Annotated in this window: 17 protein-coding genes, 1 tRNA gene and 2 rRNA genes (1 of these 20 running past the window's edge); 16 read left to right on the plus strand and 4 right to left on the minus strand. The window is 62.2% G+C overall.

Features of this window, described 5'->3' with window-relative positions; translation table 11 throughout:
- The 16 genes from I6L36_RS13060 to I6L36_RS13135 all read left to right on the plus strand — a co-directional run.
- Window positions 1–250, plus strand: a 23S ribosomal RNA gene (locus I6L36_RS13060) (it extends 2,640 nt beyond the left edge of the window).
- A gap of 121 nt (window positions 251–371) precedes the next feature.
- Window positions 372–486 (plus strand): 5S ribosomal RNA (rrf, locus tag I6L36_RS13065).
- 47 nt (window positions 487–533) lie between these two features.
- Window positions 534–609 (plus strand) — tRNA-Thr (locus I6L36_RS13070).
- Window positions 610–822: 213 nt separating this feature from the next.
- On the plus strand, window positions 823–2,088 hold the full coding sequence (locus tag I6L36_RS13075; protein WP_053288919.1) for a cytosine deaminase: 1,266 nt from the start codon (window positions 823–825) through the stop codon (window positions 2,086–2,088).
- Between the two features lie 87 nt (window positions 2,089–2,175).
- Window positions 2,176–2,553, plus strand: a complete 378-nt coding sequence (gene crcB / locus I6L36_RS13080; protein ID WP_041212051.1) for a fluoride efflux transporter CrcB — start codon at window positions 2,176–2,178, stop codon at window positions 2,551–2,553.
- A 65-nt stretch (window positions 2,554–2,618) separates the two neighbouring features.
- Window positions 2,619–3,371 carry a bifunctional demethylmenaquinone methyltransferase/2-methoxy-6-polyprenyl-1,4-benzoquinol methylase UbiE gene (gene ubiE / locus I6L36_RS13085; protein ID WP_010672355.1) on the plus strand — a complete coding sequence of 251 codons (753 nt, stop codon included), beginning with the start codon at window positions 2,619–2,621 and terminating at the stop codon, window positions 3,369–3,371.
- 8 nt (window positions 3,372–3,379) lie between these two features.
- Window positions 3,380–3,988 (plus strand): SCP2 domain-containing protein, encoded by a 609-nt coding sequence (locus tag I6L36_RS13090; RefSeq protein WP_029313421.1) that lies wholly within the window; start codon window positions 3,380–3,382, stop codon window positions 3,986–3,988.
- Window positions 3,988–5,628, plus strand: coding sequence for a ubiquinone biosynthesis regulatory protein kinase UbiB (gene ubiB, locus I6L36_RS13095; protein WP_010672357.1), 1,641 nt, complete (start codon window positions 3,988–3,990; stop codon window positions 5,626–5,628). The genes I6L36_RS13090 and ubiB overlap by 1 nt, the downstream gene beginning before the upstream one ends.
- 39 nt (window positions 5,629–5,667) lie before the next feature.
- A complete protein-coding gene (gene tatA / locus I6L36_RS13100) occupies window positions 5,668–5,916 on the plus strand; it encodes a Sec-independent protein translocase subunit TatA (protein WP_010672358.1) in 249 nt (82 codons plus the stop codon).
- Between the two features lie 3 nt (window positions 5,917–5,919).
- Complete coding sequence (gene tatB / locus I6L36_RS13105; RefSeq protein ID WP_104455028.1) at window positions 5,920–6,378, plus strand: Sec-independent protein translocase protein TatB; 459 nt, start codon at window positions 5,920–5,922, stop codon at window positions 6,376–6,378.
- Window positions 6,375–7,130, plus strand: coding sequence for a twin-arginine translocase subunit TatC (gene tatC, locus I6L36_RS13110; RefSeq protein WP_216986711.1), 756 nt, complete (start codon window positions 6,375–6,377; stop codon window positions 7,128–7,130). The genes tatB and tatC overlap by 4 nt, the downstream gene beginning before the upstream one ends.
- Window positions 7,131–7,241: 111 nt before the next feature.
- Complete coding sequence (locus I6L36_RS13115; protein WP_104455030.1) at window positions 7,242–8,027, plus strand: TatD family hydrolase; 786 nt, start codon at window positions 7,242–7,244, stop codon at window positions 8,025–8,027.
- 3 nt (window positions 8,028–8,030) lie between these two features.
- The gene (hemB, locus tag I6L36_RS13120; protein WP_216986712.1) at window positions 8,031–9,050 is read left to right on the plus strand and encodes a porphobilinogen synthase; all 1,020 of its coding nucleotides are present in this window, start codon (window positions 8,031–8,033) and stop codon (window positions 9,048–9,050) included.
- Window positions 9,051–9,271: 221 nt separating this feature from the next.
- Window positions 9,272–11,314 carry an oligopeptidase A gene (gene prlC / locus I6L36_RS13125; RefSeq protein ID WP_216986713.1) on the plus strand — a complete coding sequence of 681 codons (2,043 nt, stop codon included), beginning with the start codon at window positions 9,272–9,274 and terminating at the stop codon, window positions 11,312–11,314.
- A gap of 234 nt (window positions 11,315–11,548) precedes the next feature.
- Window positions 11,549–14,116, plus strand: coding sequence for a bifunctional diguanylate cyclase/phosphodiesterase (locus I6L36_RS13130; RefSeq protein WP_216986714.1), 2,568 nt, complete (start codon window positions 11,549–11,551; stop codon window positions 14,114–14,116).
- Window positions 14,117–14,176: 60 nt separating this feature from the next.
- Window positions 14,177–14,929: a class I SAM-dependent methyltransferase gene (locus I6L36_RS13135; protein ID WP_216987142.1), complete on the plus strand. Its 753-nt coding sequence runs from the start codon at window positions 14,177–14,179 to the stop codon at window positions 14,927–14,929.
- Between the two features lie 73 nt (window positions 14,930–15,002).
- Here the strand turns inward: I6L36_RS13135 and I6L36_RS13140 are convergent, their stop codons facing one another.
- From I6L36_RS13140 to rhlB, 4 genes are all read right to left on the minus strand, one after another.
- A complete protein-coding gene (locus tag I6L36_RS13140) occupies window positions 15,003–15,257 on the minus strand; it encodes a modulator protein (protein ID WP_052815024.1) in 255 nt (84 codons plus the stop codon).
- A 24-nt stretch (window positions 15,258–15,281) separates the two neighbouring features.
- Window positions 15,282–16,253 carry a DUF4382 domain-containing protein gene (locus I6L36_RS13145; RefSeq protein WP_216987143.1) on the minus strand — a complete coding sequence of 324 codons (972 nt, stop codon included), beginning with the start codon at window positions 16,251–16,253 and terminating at the stop codon, window positions 15,282–15,284.
- Between the two features lie 211 nt (window positions 16,254–16,464).
- The gene (gppA, locus tag I6L36_RS13150; protein WP_052815022.1) at window positions 16,465–17,955 is read right to left on the minus strand and encodes a guanosine-5'-triphosphate,3'-diphosphate diphosphatase; all 1,491 of its coding nucleotides are present in this window, start codon (window positions 17,953–17,955) and stop codon (window positions 16,465–16,467) included.
- A 13-nt stretch (window positions 17,956–17,968) separates the two neighbouring features.
- The gene (gene rhlB, locus I6L36_RS13155) at window positions 17,969–19,258 is read right to left on the minus strand and encodes an ATP-dependent RNA helicase RhlB (protein ID WP_029313424.1); all 1,290 of its coding nucleotides are present in this window, start codon (window positions 19,256–19,258) and stop codon (window positions 17,969–17,971) included.
- Window positions 19,259–19,277: the final 19 nt, after the last annotated feature.

A 19,277-nucleotide genomic window follows, 5' to 3' on the forward strand; every position in this document is an offset into this window, starting at 1 on the left:
GTACGAGAGGACCGGAGTGAACGAACCTCTGGTGTTCGGGTTGTCACGCCAGTGGCACTGCCCGGTAGCTAAGTTCGGAATCGATAACCGCTGAAAGCATCTAAGCGGGAAGCGAGCCCTGAGATGAGTCATCCCTGACCCCTTGAGGGTCCTAAAGGGCCGTTGGAGACCACAACGTTGATAGGTGGGGTGTGTAAGCGTAGCGATACGTTGAGCTAACCCATACTAATTACCCGTGAGGCTTAACCATACAACACCCAAGAAGTGTTTCTGGCCTTGTAGCGAATGAGTGAACTACTTACAAATTCAGTGGTAATGACAAGCAACTAGCAAAGTCGTTATTCACGTCAGCTTTCTGGATTAAGATTTTGCCTGGCGGCAATAGCGCAGTGGAACCACCTGACCCCATGCCGAACTCAGAAGTGAAACGCTGTAGCGCCGATGGTAGTGTGGCATTCGCCATGCGAGAGTAGGACACTGCCAGGCACCCAATTTTAGATTACGCATTGAGCGTGGTCTTTACCGGTTAGTGTGCTGATATGGCTCAGTCGGTAGAGCGCATCCTTGGTAAGGATGAGGTCCCCAGTTCGATTCTGGGTATCAGCACCATTAAATAAGAAAGCCTCCCAATAGGGAGGCTTTCTTGTATCTGCCTTTCAGCCATCCATCGCAAATTGCAGTCCTGCAATGTCGCACCTTCTTGTTGCTGAGATATCTTCCCTTTCTATCCCGTATGCTTTCCGGGCGCCGCTTCTCTCTTAAAGGGATCCGGGCTAAGTTGTGGATTGGCAAAGACAACTACGCTTTCGAAGGGGAAAGAACATGCTGATTAGGAATGTGCGTCTGGCGGGCAGGGAAGGGATGTGGCAAATCCTCTGTCAGGGAGGCGTGATCCGGGCCATTGAGCCCATGAGCACTCAGCTGCTCTCTGCCCGCGAGCTTGATGGTGAGCAAGGCCTTGTCATCCCCCCCTTTATCGAACCGCACATTCACCTCGATACCACCCAGACGGCTGGCGAGCCGAGTTGGAACCTCTCCGGTACCCTGTTCGAGGGGATCGAGCGCTGGGCCGAGCGCAAGGCGCTGCTGACCCATGAGGATGTGAAACAGCGAGCCATCCAGACACTGAAATGGCAGATTGCCAACGGCATCCAGTTTGTCCGTACCCACGTGGATGTCTCCGACCCCAATCTGGTCGCTCTGAAGGCGATGCTGGAGGTGCGGGAGGAGATGAAGGAGTGGGTGGAGCTGCAGATAGTGGCCTTCCCACAGGAGGGGATCCTCTCCTACCCCAACGGCAAGGCATTGCTGGAAGAGTCCCTCAAGCTGGGGGCCGACGTGATCGGTGCCATCCCCCATTTCGAGTTCACTCGGGAGTACGGGGTCGAAAGTCTGCACTACGTCTTCGATCTTGCGGAGAAATATCAGGTTTTGATGGATGTGCATTGCGACGAAATCGATGACGAACAGTCCCGTTTTATCGAGACGCTGGCAACCCTGGCCTACGAGCGCGGCATGGGCCATCGGGTGACCGCCAGCCACACCACCGCCATGCATTCCTATAACGGTGCCTATGCGTCGCGACTGTTCAGGCTGCTGAAGATGGCGGACATCAACTTCGTCGCCAATCCGCTGGTGAACATTCACCTGCAGGGGCGCTTCGACAGCTATCCCAAGCGTCGTGGCATCACCCGGGTGAAGGAGATGCTGGAGGCGAACATCAACGTCTGCTTCGGCCACGACGACGTGTTCGATCCCTGGTATCCCATGGGCACGGCCAACATGTTGCAGGTGCTGCACATGGGGCTGCATGTCTGCCAGATCATGGGCTATGAACAGATCAACGACAGTCTCAAGCTCATCGGCAACCACAGCGCCCGCACCCTGAACGTGCAGGATCGCTACGGCATCGAGGTGGACAAGCCCGCCAACCTGCTGATCCTTCCTGCTGAGAATGGTTTTGATGCGGTGCGCCGCCAGGTGCCGGTGCGTTATTCCATCCGCCATGGCAGAGTCATCGCCGATACTCGCCCGGCTGAGACGACCCTCCACCTTGTGAATCCAGAACCGGTAGACTTTCGCCGCTAGGGTCTAGCCGGGTCGATTAATTGCCCGGCTGTCCCCTGCTGTCGAGATTTTGCATAATGCCAACCTGACAATCTTGGAGACTGCTTGATGCAAACCTGGTTATTTGTCGCTGTCGGGGGCGCCTTCGGTGCCTGCCTGCGCTTTGGCATCGCCGAGCTGATGGCATGGCTGCTGGGACGCCACTTTCCCTATGGCACCCTGGTGGTCAACGTGGTGGGTTCCTTCATCATGGGGATTGCCTATGCCCTGATCAGCCATGGTCACGTGGTGGAACACCCGATGAAGCCATTGCTGATGGTGGGTGTCCTCGGTGCCCTGACCACCTTCTCCTCCTTTGCCCTCGATACGGTCGTGCTGGCCCAGCAAGGGGCCTATCTGAAGGCACTGCTCAATATCGGTCTCAATCTGTTCCTCTGTCTGGCCATGGTCGTGCTGGGGATGCAGTTGGTCACAAGCCGGGTTTGAGGTGTCCGCACGCCATCGGCTCTGGTAAACTGGCGGCCATTCTTTGCTCTATGGGTATTTGAGGGATGTCGGAACAGACTACTACTACGCATTTTGGCTATAAAACCGTGGCAGCGACCGAGAAGGAAACCCTGGTCGCCGGTGTCTTTCATTCGGTAGCGGCCAAGTATGATCTGATGAACGATCTGATGTCGTTCGGCATCCATCGCCTCTGGAAGCGCTTTACCATCGACTGCTCCGGTGTCCGCAAAGGACAGAAGGTGCTGGATCTGGCTGGCGGCACAGGGGATTTGACCGCCAAGTTCTCCCGCATCGTGGGTGAGACCGGCCAGGTGGTCCTGGCAGACATCAACGACTCCATGCTCAAGGTGGGCCGCGACAAGCTGCGCAACCTGGGGGTGGCCAACAACGTCTCCTACGTACAGGCCAATGCCGAGGCGCTCCCGTTCCCTGACAACCATTTCGACGTCATCACCATCGGCTTCGGCCTGCGCAACGTCACCGACAAGGACAAGGCGCTTGCCTCCATGTTCCGGGTGCTCAAGCCGGGTGGCCGCCTGCTGGTGCTGGAGTTCTCCAAGCCGGTGAGCGAAGTGATCGCCAAGCTTTATGATCTCTACTCCTTCAAATTGCTGCCGAAAATGGGCGAAATCGTAGCAAACGACAGCGAAAGCTACAAATACCTGGCGGAATCCATCCGCATGCACCCGGATCAGCAGACCCTGGCGGGTATGATGGAGCAGGTCGGGTTCGAGCAGGTGGAGTTCTACAACCTGACCCAGGGCGTGGTCGCCCTGCACCGCGGTTACAAGTTTTAAGGTCGCCTATGCCGATGGATGCCATGGTCACCGCGGTGATCGAAACCAGCCTCAACCAGTTGCTGGCCCTGGACAAACAGAGCCCGGAGCGGTTGCGCAAGCTGACGGGCAAGGTACTCAAACTGGAGCTGCGCGAACTCAAGCCGCTCTGGTTTGTCTTCTCGGAGCGCCGTCTGGATGTGCTGGCCAGGTTTGAAGGCGAGGCGGATGCGGTGTTGAGCCTCTCCCTGACTGCCCTCGGCCTGCTCAAGGAGCCTTCCGCCCTGACCCGCTACATCCGCGAGGAGAAGCTGGACCTGAGCGGTGACCCCCAGCTGGTGCAGGCATTCAGCGCCCTGCTTGGCGAGCTCGATATCGACTGGGAAGAGGAGCTGTCCCGCTACACCGGCGATGTGGTGGCCCACACCCTGTGCAGTGGTGCCCGTCAGGCTCGCCGTTTTGTGGGGCGAGAGTTGTGCCGTTCCCAGCGTCAAGTGGCCGAGTATCTGACCGAGGAGGCGAGGCTTGCCCCGGGTCCGCTGGAAGTGGCGAGCTTCAATGACGATGTCGAAGAGCTGGCCCAACAGATGAAGGCGATCGAGTTGCGGCTTGCCCGCCTCGAACAGCAGGTGAGCTGATGACCCCGAAGGAGTTCAAACGCCTCTATCGCATCGTCAGCATCCTGCTGGAACAGGGCATCGACGAGCTGGTGCCCGCCCGTTATCAGCCCTGGCCTGGCCGTCTGGCCCGTCGCAGTCTGTTCTGGCTCAAGAACAAGCAACAAGGCATGAGCCGTGGCGCCCGTATTCGCCTCGCCTTCGAGGCCCTGGGCCCCATCTTCATCAAGTTCGGCCAGATGCTCTCGACCCGCCGAGACCTGCTGCCCCCCGACATTGCCGAAGAGCTGGCCCTGCTGCAGGACAGGGTGCCTCCCTTCTGTGGTCAGGCCGCCCGTCGCCAGATAGAAGAGAGCCTGGGTTGCCCCGTCGAGACTCTGTTCGATGACTTCGACGAGACGCCGCTGGCATCCGCCTCCATCGCCCAGGTGCACACCGCCCGGTTGAAGGAGAACGGCCGCGAGATCGTCATCAAGGTGATCCGTCCCGATATCGAGCCGGTCATCGAGGCCGACCTGCGCCTGATGCAGGCCCTGGCTCGTCTGGTGGCCCGTTTCGTGCCCCAGAGCGGACGACTGCGCCCCGTCGAGGTGGTGGAGGAGTATCGCAAGACCATACTCGACGAGCTCAACCTGATGCGCGAAGCGGCCAACGCCATCCAGCTGCGCCGCAACTTCACCGGCTCCGAGGCGCTCTACGTGCCCGAGGTGTTCACGGACCATTGCCGTGAGCAGGTGCTGGTGATGGAGCGCATCTACGGCATTCCGGTCTCCGACATTGCGGCGCTGGAAGCCAACGGCACCAACATGAAGCTGCTGGCCGAGCGCGGAGTGGAGGTGTTCTTCACCCAGGTGTTCCGTGACAGCTTCTTCCACGCCGACATGCACCCGGGCAACATCTTCGTCTCTTTCGAACACCCCGAGAATCCGCTCTGGATCGGCATCGACTGCGGCATCGTCGGCACCCTCAACCGGGAAGACAAGCGCTACCTGGCGGAGAACTTCCTCGCCTTCTTCAACCGCGACTACCGCCGTGTGGCCGAGCTGCACGTGGAGTCTGGCTGGGTGCCGCCCGATACCAAGGTGGACGAGTTCGAGTTCGCCATCCGCACCGTGCTGGAGCCCATCTTCGAGAAACCGCTCTCCGAGATCTCCTTCGGCCACGTGCTGCTCAATCTGTTCAACACCGCGCGCCGCTTCAACATGCAGGTGCAGCCGCAGCTGGTGCTGCTGCAAAAGACCCTGCTCTATGTGGAAGGGCTGGGTCGCCAGCTCTATCCCCAGCTGGATTTGTGGCAGACCGCCAAGCCCTATCTGGAAAACTGGATGCACGAGCAGGTCGGCCCCAAGGCGGTGTGGAATGCCATCAAGGAGAAGGCGCCGTTCTGGGCGGAGAAACTGCCGGAGCTGCCGGAGCTGGTCTACGAGACCCTGCGTCAGGCCCGCCATCAGCAGCACCACTTCGACCAGATGTTTGCCGATTTCCGTCGCCACAGTCGCCGTCAGGGGCAGGCCCGCTACCTCTTAGGGGTTGGAGCCAGCCTGCTGCTCGCGGGTGTATTCTTGCTGACCCAGAAACAACACATTGAGTGGGGACAAATCAGCCTCGCCGGCGCCGGGTTATGCTGGCTGCTGGGTTGGTTGCGAACCCGTTCCCATTAAATAACCTGCGCCATCGGGCGCCTATCCGGAGAGAAAGTCATGGGTGGTATCAGTATTTGGCAGTTGTTGATCATCGCAGTCATCGTCGTGCTGTTGTTTGGCACCAAGAAATTGCGCGGTATCGGTGGCGATCTGGGCGCGGCGGTCAAGGGGTTCAAGAAGGCGCTCTCCGATGAGCCGGCCGACACCAAACCCGAGCAGAAAGATGCCGAGTTCCCGACCAAGCAGTTGAACGAGACGGCCAGCAACGCCGAAGCCGCCAAGCAGAAAGACAAAGATCAGGCCTAAGCCATGTTCGACATCGGTTTTTGGGAACTGGTCGTCATCGGCGTCGTCGCCCTGGTGGTGCTGGGCCCCGAGCGGTTGCCGGTCGCGATCCGCACCGCCAGCCACTGGATAAGGCTGATCCGCAGCACCGCCAACTCGGTCAAGGCCGAGCTGGAACAGGAGCTCAAGTTGCAGGATCTGCACAACGATCTGAAGAAGGCCGAACGGTTGCAGATGAACAACCTGAGCCCCGAGCTGCAGGAATCCATCGAGCAGTTGAAAGCGGCCGCCCAGTCGGTGAATCGTCCCTATCAGGGGGAGAACGAGATCCGCCCGCCTCGGGAGCCCGCCCAGGCCGAGCCAGCCATTCCGGTGGCGGCCTCGGTGCCCGTGACCTCAGAGGTGCCACCGGTCAACAGTCAGCGAGAGAGCGAGCCAGTGCCCGCCAGCGAGTCCGCAGCCAAGGGGGAGGGTAAGCCATGAGTCAGGCAGAACAACCCCTCATCAGCCATCTGGTGGAGCTGAGAACGCGCCTGCTGCGTTCCATCACCGCCATTCTGCTGGTGTTCATTGCGCTGATCTACTTCTCCAACAACATCTACGACTTCGTGGCCCAGCCGCTGCTCAGCCAGCTGCCGGAAGGGACCAGCATGATAGCGACGGATGTGGCGACCCCCTTCATCACGCCCATCAAGCTGACCCTGGTGGTCTCCTTCTTCGTGGCGATCCCTTATCTGCTCTACCAAGCCTGGGCCTTCATTGCCCCCGGTCTGTACCAGCATGAACGGCGTCTCATCATGCCGCTGGTCGCCTCCAGTGCCGTGTTGTTCTACGCCGGCATGGCGTTTGCCTACTACGTGGTGTTCCCCCTGGTGTTCGGTTTCTTCACCAGTACCGCCCCCGCCGGGGTGACGGTGGCGACCGACATCGCCAGCTACCTGGACTTCGTGCTGACCTTGTTCTTCGCGTTCGGGGTGGCGTTCGAGATCCCGGTGGCCACCATACTGCTGTGCTGGACCGGGGTGACCACGCCCAAGAGCCTGAAGGAGAAGCGCCCTTACGTCGTCGTCGGGGTCTTCGTGGTCGGCATGCTGCTGACGCCGCCGGATGTGTTCTCCCAGACCCTGCTGGCGATCCCCATGTGGGCGCTCTGGGAACTGGGTCTCTTCTTCGCCCGCTTCTACGTGAAGAAAGAAGACGAGCAGGAGCAGGAACAATCGGAAGAGGGGAGCTGAGGCTCCCTTCCTCTTTTCATGCCTCCGTTCGAGGCGTATGGTAAGGCCCCATCGAGTAGGTGGTTTTCAAATACCTGATATGCATCTCTTCTGTTCGGAATCCCGGATTTCATGATCGACATCGGTTTGAACCTGACCAGCAGCCAGTTTGCCGGCGAACAGGCCGACCTGGTGGAACGCGCGCGCGCCGCCGGGGTGGAAGCCTTGATCCTGACCGGCACGGATCTGGCCGGCAGCCGCGAGAGCGCCGCATTGGCCGCCCGCTGGCCCGGTTACTGCTTCTCCACCGCCGGGGTACATCCCCACGATGCCAAAAGCGTCGATGAGGCGACCCTGCCCGCCTTGCGCGAACTGGCGGCCCTGCCCCAGGTGGTGGCCATCGGCGAGTGCGGTCTCGACTACAACCGGGACTTCTCCCCCCGTCCGGTGCAGGACGCGGTGTTTGACGCCCAGCTGGCGCTCGCCGCCGATCTCGGGATGCCGGTGTTTCTCCACTGCCGCGATGCCCATGACAAATTCGTCGAGATCCTGCGCCCCTGGTTGCCCCGCCTGCCGGGGGCCGTGCTGCACTGCTTCACCGGCTCCGACGCCGAGCTGGACGAGTGCTTGGCGCTGGGGCTGCACATCGGCGTCACCGGCTGGCTCTGTGACGAGCGGCGCGGCCAGCTGCTGCGCGAGCAGGTGGCGCGCATTCCGGCGGGTCGCCTGATGATAGAGACGGACGCCCCCTACCTGGTGCCGCGGGATCTGAAGCCCAGGCCCAAACGCAACGAACCCGCTTTCTTGCCGCACATCGCCCAGGTGGTGGCGGCCTGCCGTGGTGAAGCGCCCGAGGCCTTGCTGGCCCATACCCGGGCCACCTCCGCCGCATTTTTCCAACTTCCGCTTTTGGAGTGATTCATGGCCACAACTCTTCCGGGGGCCTTCCCGGGTCGCCGTCTGCGCCGGGTGCGCAAACATGATTTCAGCCGCCGCCTGGTGCGCGAGAACGTACTGACCGTCGACGATCTCATCTATCCCGTGTTCGTGCTGGAGGGAGAGGGTCAGCGGGAGGCCGTCGCCTCCATGCCGGGGGTGGATCGTCTCTCCATCGATCTGCTGCTCGAAGAGGCCGCCGAACTGGTCGCCCTGGGCGTGCCGGCGGTGGCCCTGTTCCCGGTCACCCCGCTGGCCCGCAAGAGCCTGATGGCGGAAGAGGCCTACAACCCGGATGCCCTGGCCCAGCGGGCGACCCGTGCCCTCAAGGCCCGTTTCCCGGAGTTGGGGGTCATCACCGACGTGGCGCTCGACCCCTTCACCACCCATGGTCAGGACGGCATCATCGACGATGAAGGCTATGTGCAAAACGACATCACCACCGAGATCCTGGTGAAGCAGGCGCTCTCCCATGCCGCCGCCGGTGCCGACATCGTCGCACCGTCCGACATGATGGACGGCCGTATCGGGGCCATCCGTGCGGCCCTGGAGGAGAACGGCTTCGTTAACGTGCAGATCATGGCCTACTCCGCCAAGTACGCCTCCCACTACTACGGTCCGTTCCGCGACGCGGTGGGCTCTGCCGGCAACCTCGGCAAGAGCAACAAGGCGACCTACCAGATGGATCCGGCCAACGGCAACGAGGCCCTGCATGAGGTGGCGCTGGATATCGCGGAAGGGGCCGACAGCGTCATGGTCAAGCCGGGCATGCCCTACCTGGACATCATCCGCCGGGTGAAGGATCAGTTCGGCGTACCGACCTTCGCCTATCAGGTGAGCGGCGAGTACGCCATGCACATGGCGGCGATCCAGAATGGCTGGCTCAAGGAGAAGGAGTGCGTCCTGGAGTCCCTGCTCTGCTTCAAGCGGGCCGGGGCCGATGGCATCCTCACCTACTTCGCCAAGCGGGTCGCCCAGTGGTTGAAAGAGGACGCCCGACGCTGAGGCGGGGAGTGTCCATGCCCTCACAATGCCGGCCCTCGGGCCGGCATTGTCGTCTCTGGCAGATGGAATGCTGGTTTTATGAACAAAATGCCTGAAAAAGTGGGCAACATGCCCGTCTCTTGGCGGCAAAGGCTTGATAAATGGGGTTTCTGCCTACATCTTAGATGGTCCAAGCAGGCTTCTGGACGGCAGGGGCTGCAGAGCATTTAGAGGTACCGCAGATGACTAACCCTTTGCTGACAATGGACTCGCTGCCTCCCTTCAGCCAGATCCAGCCCGATCAGGTGCAACCTGCCGTGACGCAGGCCATCGCCGATTGCAAACAGAAGATTGAGGACGTGCTGGCCCAGAAGGAACCCCACACCTGGGACAGCCTTATCGCGCCGCTGGAAGAGGTCAATGACCGCCTCTCCCGGATCTGGTCGCCCGTCAGCCACCTCAACGCCGTACTCAACAGCGAGGCGCTGCGGGCGGCTCACGACGCCTGCCTGCCACTGCTCTCCGAATTCCAGACCTATGTCGGCCAGCATGAAGGCCTCTATCAGGCCTATCTGGCGCTGTCCGAGAGCGACGACTTCCCGCGGCTGGACGATGCCCAGCGCAAGGAGATCCAGAACACCCTGCGCGACTTCCGCCTCTCCGGCATCGGTCTGCCCGCCGAGGCGCAGCAGCGCTACGGCGAGATCCAGGCCCGCCTCTCCGAGCTGGCCTCCCGGTTCAGCAACAACGTGCTGGACGCGACCCAGGGCTGGAGCAAGCTGGTGACCGACGAGGCCGAACTGGCCGGGCTGCCGCAGAGCGCACAGGCCGCCGCCCGCCAGTTGGCCGAACTGAAGGGCAAGGAGGGGTGGCTGTTCACCCTGGACATCCCCTCCTACCTGCCGGTCATGATGTACGCCGACAACCGCGCCCTGCGCGCCGAGCTGTACGAGGCCTTCACCACCCGCGCCTCCGACCAGGGACCGAACGCCGGCAAGTGGGACAACTCCGCCATCATGACCGAGCTGCTCGCCCTGCGCCGCGAGCTGGCCCGGCTGCTGGGCTTTGCCAACTATGCCGAGCTGTCGCTCGCCACCAAGATGGCGGACAAGCCCGAGCAGGTGGTGACCTTCCTCACGGATCTCGCGGCCAAGTCCCTGCCGCAAGGCAAGGCGGAGCTCGAAGAGATCCGCGCCTTTGCCGCCGAGCAGCACGGTCAGGACGAACTGGCGGCCTGGGATCTTGCCTATTACGCAGAAAAGCTCAAACAGCACAAGTTTTCGGTCTCTGATGAGCAGTTGCGTCCCTACTTCCCCGCCGGTCGGGTCGTGAAGGGGCTGTTCGAGGTGGTCAAGCGGGTGTTCGGCATGAAGGTGCGCGAGCGTCTCGGCATCGACACCTGGCACCCGGACGTGCGCTTCTACGACATCTTTGACGCCGATGACGAGCTGCGCGGCAGCTTCTACCTGGATCTCTATGCCCGCGAGCACAAGCAGGGCGGCGCCTGGATGGATGTCTGCCTGGGTCGCCGCTACCGTCAGGACGGCTCCCTGCAAAAGCCGGTGGCCTACCTGACCTGCAACTTCAACGGCCCGGTGGACGGCAAACCGGCCCTGTTCACCCACAACGAAGTGGTCACCCTGTTCCACGAGTTCGGCCACGGCATTCACCACATGCTGACCCGCATCGATGTGGCCGGTGTGGCCGGCATCAACGGCGTGGCCTGGGATGCGGTGGAGCTGCCTAGCCAATTCCTCGAGAACTGGTGCTGGGAATCCGAGGCGCTGGCCTTCATCTCCGGCCATTACGAGACCGGGGAGCCGCTGCCCGCTGATCTGCTGGAGAAGATGCTGACCGCCCGCAACTTCCAGGCGGCGATGCAGATGCTGCGCCAGCTGGAGTTCGCCCTGTTCGACTTCCGCCTGCACCAGGAGTTTGACCCGGCCAGCGCGGATCAGATCCCTGCGCTGCTGGATGAGGTGCGCAGCCAGGTCGCCGTGATGACGCCTCCGGCGTTCAACCGCTTCCAGCACAGCTTCTCCCACATCTTCGCGGGCGGCTACGCGGCGGGCTACTACAGCTACAAGTGGGCCGAGGTACTCTCTGCCGACGCCTTCTCCCGCTTCGAGGAGGAGGGGATCTTCAACCCGGCCACGGGCCACTCCTTCCTGAAGAACATTCTGGAAAAGGGCGGCTCCAGGGAACCGATGGAGCTGTTCCGTGCCTTCCGTGGCCGGGAGCCCCAGGTGGATGCGCTGCTGCGTCACAGCGGTATCGCCGCGTGAGGTCCCGCCGCCACAGTGAGCCTCGATTGGATGAGCTGCCGCGCCACTGCGGGAGCTTCAAGCAGGTACACATTTGCGGCATAGTGGGATCGAAACGTGATTTTTGATAGAAAAAGGGACCTTTTGGTCCCTTTTTCCAAGCCTTTTTAATATCTTGCGGAGTGCATGTTTGCACTGTCCCCGCCTCTTCAGTAGAGTCGGGTTCTACCTTCCAGGGAGAGAAAGAACCTTGCCATGAGGCGAGCACTCGAGTCTGTCTATCAAATCATCTCCAGCCTGTCTCATTCGAGTGGTCAGGGATATTTTGATGCCTTTGTGAGTGAAATCGCCAACGCGGTGGGGGCTGACTTCGTCCTGGTGTCCGGCAAGGATCAGGCGGGTCTGTTCTTTACCGTGCATGCCGCCTATCCCGCCTCCCTCGACATCAACTCCTACAGCTTCCCCCTCGCCGACACTCCGGGGGAGATCGCCATGCAACAGGGTGAAGCCTGGTTCAGTGATCGTACCCGCCAGCTGTTCCCCCACGCCGCCGTGCTGGAGCGCTGCGAGGTGAGAGCCTATGCCGGCGTCGCGCTCAAGAACGCCGAGGGAGAGACCATCGGCCTGTGCAGCGTCATGTTCAAGCGGGCCATGCCGAGAATGGAGAAGATAGTGGGCCTGCTGCGTCTGCTGGCCCCGCTCGCCGGTCGTGAACTGGCGCTGATGTATCAGCAGCGCCAGAGCCAGGAGCAGCCGGCGCAACCGGAACATCACCACTTCCTGGACACCATGATGTCCCATGCGCCCGTGGGCATCGGCAAGGTGGATCTGGGCGGCAAGATCCTCTGGGCGAACCCGGCCATCGAGAAGATGCTCGGCTACAGCCAGGAGGAGCTGCAACAGCTCACCGTCGCCGAAATCAACCATCCGGACGACTGGCAGACCAGCATTGCGCTCTACGACGCCCTCAAGCGGGGGGAGCGTCCCGCGTTTACCCAGGAGAAGCGTTATCTCCATCGGGATGGGACCGTCCTGTGGGGACGGGTGACGGTGACCCTGATCCGCAACGAGCAGATGCACCCCGACTATCTCATGGTGGTGCTGGAGAACATCGATCCCATCAGGCGCCATGCGGAGCAGCTCAAGCTCTCCCACCGGGTCTATGACAACCTCTCCGAAGCCATTCTGGTGTGCGATGCCGACAGTCGCATCATCTCGGTCAATCCGGCCTTCGAGAAGATCACCGGTTACAGCGAGGAGGAGGCGTGTGGCCAGCGGCCCAGCATGCTCAAGTCCGGACTGCACGATCAGACCTTCTATGCGGACATGTACCACGCCCTGGAGCGGGTGGGGATCTGGCGTGGGGAGGTGTGGAACAAGCGCAAGAACGGCAAGCTCTATCCCCAGCAGCTGATGATCAGCGCCGTGCGGGAAGGGGGCAAGATCAGTCAGTACATCGCCATCTTCAGCGATCTTTCCCAGACCAAGCTGGCGGAGCAGAAGATCGCCGCCCAGGCCAACTACGACAACCTCACCGGCCTGCCCAACCGCTGGCTGTTCGGTCGCTGTCTGGCCCGCTTCTGCGAGCGGGGGGAGCGCTTCGCCCTCATGGTGCTCGACCTCAACAACTTCAAGGCGGTCAACAACAGCATGGATCACCATGTGGGCGACGCCCTGCTGCGGGAAGTATCGGATCGGCTGGTGAGCCGGGTGCGCACCGAAGACCTAGTGGCCCGCATCGGCGGCGACGAGTTTGCCTTCCTGGTGCCCGGCATCGTCAACCGCCGTCAGGCCGAGGTGTTTGCCAAGCAGGTGATCGGCGGCTTTGCCCGTCCCTTCATGCTGGCCAACCAGCACCTCTATGTGACCGCCACCCTGGGGATCACCCTCTGTCCCAATGACGGCGGCGACAGCGACGAGCTCTTGCGCAATGCCGAGCAGGCCCTGTTCGTCGCCAAGCGCCAGGGACGCCCCCTCGGCACCTACAACGCCTCCATGCGGGAAGAGGTGAGCCAGCGCCACCAGATGCAGCACGATCTGGCGGAGGCCATCAAGCTGGGCCAGCTGACCATGGCCTACCAGCCCATCTGGGACAACCGCAGCGGCCGGGTCGCCAAGCTGGAGGCCCTGGTGCGCTGGTATCACCCCCACTGGGGTCAGGTCTCACCGGCGGATTTCATCCCGCTGGCGGAAGAGGCGGGGCTCATCCAGGGGCTGGGTGCCCTGGTGCTGTGGCAGTCTTGCCGGGATCTGGCCAGATTGCAGCAGTCCGGCTTCCCGGATCTGCAGATGTCCATCAACCGCTCCACCCTGGAGTTCCAGACCATAGACCCGGAGGCCAACGAGTGGCTCAGGGTGATCCGCCACTTCGAGCTGGATCCGGCGGACATCATCATCGAGATCACCGAATCTCTGCTGATGGAGACCAGCGATCAGCACAGGGTGCGGATCGATGCCCTGCGCGAGGCGGGCTGCAAGCTGGCCATCGACGACTTCGGCACCGGCTACTCGGCCCTCAACTACCTGCGCACCTTCCCGGTGGATCTGGTGAAGATCGACCGCTCCTTCGTGCGCCACATCCCCTTCAACGAGCAGGACAGGCTGCTGCTCGACGGCATCATCAACATAGTGCACAACCTCGGCATGCAGGTGGTGATCGAAGGGGTGGAGACCCGGGAGCAGCTGAACTTCCTCTGCCTGAAGGGGTGCGCCTTCACCCAGGGGTATCTGCTCAGCCGCCCGCTGCCCTTCGACGATCTGACCGAGTACCTGAGTCTCAACCGTCAGGGAATGAACCTGGCGAATCTGACCACGGTGAGCTGACCCCCCGCTTCTGCTATCATGCCGGCTTCTGCGCCGTGATGAGTCCATGTTATGCCCCATATTCAGGTTTTCAGTGAAGTGCCCGCCCGCGATGGCGAGCTCGACGCCCTGCGCCAGCGCCTTGCCGACGTGGCGTTTCCCGCTCCTTTCGCCCTGGTGCTGACCGAATTGCGGTTGGAGCTGCGCAAGCTGGACGAACCCAAGCTGGGGGCCGTCTATGTGGACTTCGTGGAAGGGGCGGTGGCCCATAGGCGCAAGTTCGGTGGCGGGCGCGGCCAGTCCATCGCCAAGGCGGTGGGATTGAAGTCGGGAGCCATGCCGACCGTGGTGGATGCCACCGCCGGGCTCGGGCGCGATGCCTTCGTGCTCGCCTCCCTCGGTTGCAAGGTGACGCTTATTGAGCGCAGCCCCGTGGTGGCTGCCCTGCTCCAGGACGGTCTGACCCGGGCGGGGCAGGATCCCGAGATAGGCCCCTGGGTGCGCGAGCGGATGCAACTGCTGCAAGGCCCGGCGGTGGAAACCCTGCTGACGCTGACCGAGCGGCCGGAGGTCATCTACCTGGACCCCATGTTCCCCCACAAGCAGAAGTCGGCGCTGGTGAAAAAAGAGATGCGGGTGTTCCAGTCCCTGGTGGGGGCGGATCTCGACGCGGATGCCCTGCTGCCGGCGGCGCTCAGGATGGCTGACAAGCGGGTGGTGGTGAAGCGGCCCGACTATGCGGGCTGGCTCAACGAGCACAAGCCCAGCATGGCCATCGAGACCAAGAGCAACCGCTTCGACGTCTATGTGATGGCGGCCCTGGCGGCGAACTGATGCCAGCCACCATGGCGGGACAAAAGAAAAGGAGGGCCAACCCTGGGTTGGCCCTCCTTTTTTGTGCCGGGGTTCAGAGGAGGGGGGCGAAGTGGATGTGCTTTGCCTCCCCCTGCCAGACCAGATCCAGGGTGGCCAGATCCGCCAGGCTCAGGCGCACGTTGCTGGTCAGCAGCAAGTCCTCGACTCCCTCGTTGGCCTCTATGGTCCGGATCCCGTCCGTCCATTGGTGGCCACGCCGGTCGGTGATCGTCACCGGCAGGTGCCAGCCGGCGGCGATCTCGAGCCAGTCGTAGAGGTCGCAGGCGATGGGTTGATAGTCGCTCATGGGGCCATCGCCTCCTCGCTGCCCTTACTGGAAATCGATGCTGGTGGTGGGGGCAGCCACGACCTGATCTTTCAGCACCTGCTCCTGTTGCAGCGCGTCGCCAGCCAGCTCGGGATCATCCTCGTCGCCGTTGCAGACCAGCACGGCGTCGTAGTGGCCAAGCTCGACGAAGCCCAGCTCATAACCGTAGACACCGTTGTCCAGCACCACAGGGGCGCTGGCATAGAAGCCGTTGTCGCTGTCGGCCATGTCGGGGTAGGCGTCGTCGCCCACCGGACGCAGGTCGTCATAGAAGTAGACAAACGTCTTGTCGGTCAGCTGACCGCCGCAGAGCCCGGATGCCACCGTCCCCTTGACGGTGGCGACCTCGGTGGTGTTCACCAGTCTCACCCCTCTGGGCTTGAGCTTGTAGTACTCCTCGTGGCCCGGCAGCACCATGGAGTGGCGCAGGTCGAACTCGGTGGTAAAGGCACTGAGGCCGTTGGCGGCGATGGTGAAGGCATCCAGCTTGAGCTCGCTGCTGGGTACTTCCAGCGGCTTGATCACGCCGTCATCCTGTTTGACGTAGGAGTAGGGGGTGCCGTCCAGGAACTGGTTGGCGACCTCACGCCCGTCCAGCACCCGCAGCCGCATCTGGCTGTACTCGCCGGGGACCACGCTCTGGCTGGCCAGCAGGGGGCGGCTGGCGGAGCCCTGATAGCTCAGCAGATCGATATAGGTGAACAGCGGATGACCGCTGCCGTCGAGGGGGATGCTCTCCCCGAGCGGGGTACAGCCGTCGTCCTGGGCCGAGGTCAGGAAGCTGGCGGTCGTCCAGCCTTGTTCCGTCCCCGTGACCGGGTTGATGCTGATATTGGAGACGGCGATGCAGACCTTGCTGACCGAGTCCACCGGGGCATCGGAGAAGGCCAGTGACATCTGGGCATTCGGCTGGCTGTCGTTGTCACTGCCGCCACCGCAGGCGGTCAGCAGGGCGGTCAGGGCTATCAGGGGTATGTGTTTCATGGTTTCCGTTCCTGTGGGAGAGACCATTCAACTCTAGCCGAGTCGCTGGCAGTGACTAGATGGACGGAAGGCGCGACATGGCCTGCATTGGCGAAAAATAGAATGAAATCAACGGCAAGGCCTTGAATGGTGCCATCTATGGGTGCGAAGGAGGTTGTCGGAACAGACGGGAAAGAGAGCAGAATGGGCGCAAGGCGCCCGTTCAGGCTTCCAGCAGGCGGGTGGCCCAGCCCATCTTCTGCTGGCGCTCCACCTCGAGGCGCAGCTCGCTGGCGCGCAGGTAGTGCTCGTCCAGCCAACCCTTGGGCAGGGTCAGGGTCAGGGCATCTTCATCGGCTTGCAGCATGAACCTGGGCACAGTGCCCTGGGTCCGGCGCATGCAGAGGATGAGGGAGATGCGCAGGATGCGAGCCAGCCGGATCGCCTGGCGACCGGTGACGGCGCCCTGTTTCTCCAGCGGCTCCAGCTTGAATTCATCTCGCTGGTTGAACAGCAGGGCCGACAGCAGCTTCTTCTGCGCGGGGGTGAAGCCCGGCATGTCGATGTTGTCGATGATGTAGGCGGCGTGCTGCGGCGCCTTCTTGTACTCGATGCACAGACCGATTTCGTGCAGCAGGGCCGCGTAGCGCAGGATCGGGCGACCGTAGCGCTTGGAGAGGCGCCAGGCCGGCTGCAACTGGGTGAACGCCTCGATGGCGGTGTCGCGGACCCGCTCGGCGTGCTCCTTGTCGAGCTGGTAGCGGCTGATCAGGCTGTCGGCGGTGCGATCCCGGGCATCACAGTCGTGATTGTTGCCGAGCAGGCCGTAGATGAGCCCTTCCCGCAGGGCACCACCCGCCAGGGTCATGCTCTCGATGTCGAGGGTCTCGAAGATGGCGATCAGGATGGCGAGACCGGAGGGGAACACGGTCAGTCGTTCGGCCGCCAGCCCTTCGAGCTGCAACTGATCGAGTCTGCCGCAGGCGATGGCCTGACCCATCAGCTCTTGCAATTTGGGCAGGGTGACCCGCTCGCTCTTGCCCTGGGCCAGCATGATCTCCTGCAGCGCCTGGACGGTGCCGGAGGCGCCGACGCAGGTGCGCCAGCCGAGGACACGGTAGTCCGCAGCCACTTTCTCCAGTACCGCCTTGGCGGCGGCAATGGCCTGGTTGAAGCGCGCCTCGGAGAGCTCGCCATCACCGAAGTGGTTGTTGAGCCAGGTGACGCAGCCCATGTGCAGGCTGTTGAGCAGCTTGGCTTCGCTCTGCTCGCCGATCACCAGCTCGGTGCTGGCGCCGCCGATGTCGATCACCAGCCGGTTGCCTTCCCCTGCCGACGTCCAGGAGACTCCTTCATAGATGGTCTTGGCTTCTTCCTCGCCCGAAATGATCTCGATGCTGTGGTTGAGCACCCGTTCCGCTTCGCTGATGAATTCGTCGACGTTGGTGGCCAGGCGCAGGGTGGCGGTGCCCACTACCCGGATGTTGTCGGACGGGATGTCCTGCAACTGCTCGGAGAAGAGGCGCAGGCAGTCCCAGCCCCGCTCCATGGCGGCACGGTTGAGGCGAAAATCGGCATCGAGGCCCGCGGCGAGGCGTACCTTGCGCTTGACCTTGGTGACGGTGCGCAGGGCACCGGCGACCTCGCGCACCACCAGCATGTGAAAGCTGTTGGAGCCGAGGTCGATGGCGGCATAGAGAGGCGAGTTGTGCAACTTGGCCGATCCCTCAGTTCTTGCGGGGGGGACGACGACGGTTGTTGCTGTTGCCACCGCCCTGGCGATCCCGCATGTTGCGGTTCACCGGCTGGCGGTTGCGGAACACCCGTTTTGGTGCGGTGACGTCATCCAGCAGCGCCTCGCGGTCATACTTGCTGACCGGGATGGGGTGGTGGATGTACTCCTCGATGGCCGGCAGGTTGAAGGCATAGTCTTCACAGGCCAGGCTGATGGAGTGACCGCTTCTGCCGGCGCGGCCGGTACGACCGATGCGGTGGACATAGTCTTCGGCATCGTCGGGCAGGTCGTAGTTGAAGACGTGGGTCACGTCGGGGATGTGCAGACCACGGGCGGCCACGTCGGTGGCGACCAGGATATCCAGGGTACCCTTGGTGAACTCTTCCAGGATCTTCATCCGCTTCTTCTGCGGCACGTCGCCGGTCAGCAGGCCGACGCGGTGGCCGTCGTTCTCCAGCCAGGCGTGAACGTCTTCACAGACGTGCTTGGTGTTGGCGAAGACGATGGCTTTCTCGGGCCACTCCTCTTCCATCAGGGAGAGCAGCAGCAACATCTTGTCTTCGTTGGAGGGGTAGAAGAGCTCCTCCTTGATCCGCACGCCGGTCATCTGTTCCGGTTCGACCTGCACATGTTCCGGGTGGTTCATGTGTTCATAGGCTAGCTCCTGCACCCGCAGGGAGAGGGTGGCGGAGAACAGCATGCTCAGACGCTCGGTGGCGGGGGGCATGCGGCGGAACAGGAAACGGATGTCCTTGATGAAGCCCAGATCGAACATGCGATCCGCTTCGTCCAGTACCACGACCTGGATGTTGCCGAGATCAATGACCTTGGACTTGAAGTAGTCGATGATGCGACCCGTGGTGCCGATCAGGATGTCGACGCCCTGTTCCAGCACGGCCAGCTGCTTGTCGTAGCCTTCGCCACCATAGGCGAGACCGAGCTTGAGCCCGGTGGAGGCGGACATGCTCTCTGCATCGTTATAGATCTGGACGGCCAGCTCCCGGGTCGGGGCCATGATGATGGCGCGGGGCTGGTTGACGAGGCGCGGCCTGGTCAGCGGATGGGTCAGCAAATAGTTGAATGTCGCCGCCAGGAAAGCCAGGGTTTTGCCGGTCCCCGTCTGGGCCTGACCGGCGAGGTCATGACCTTCAACCAGCAGGGGCAGGGACAGTGCCTGGATGGGCGTACAATAGTGAAATCCCTTTGATTCCAGACCAGCCAGAACTTCGGGTTCGAGGCCCATTTGGGCGAATTTTTCGGTCGTTAGATGTGTTTTGCTCATGGCGGTAGGTTATCAGGTT

The organism is Aeromonas sp. FDAARGOS 1406, assembly GCF_019048565.1.
In the GTDB taxonomy this organism is placed as follows: Bacteria; Pseudomonadota; Gammaproteobacteria; order Enterobacterales; family Aeromonadaceae; genus Aeromonas; species Aeromonas caviae.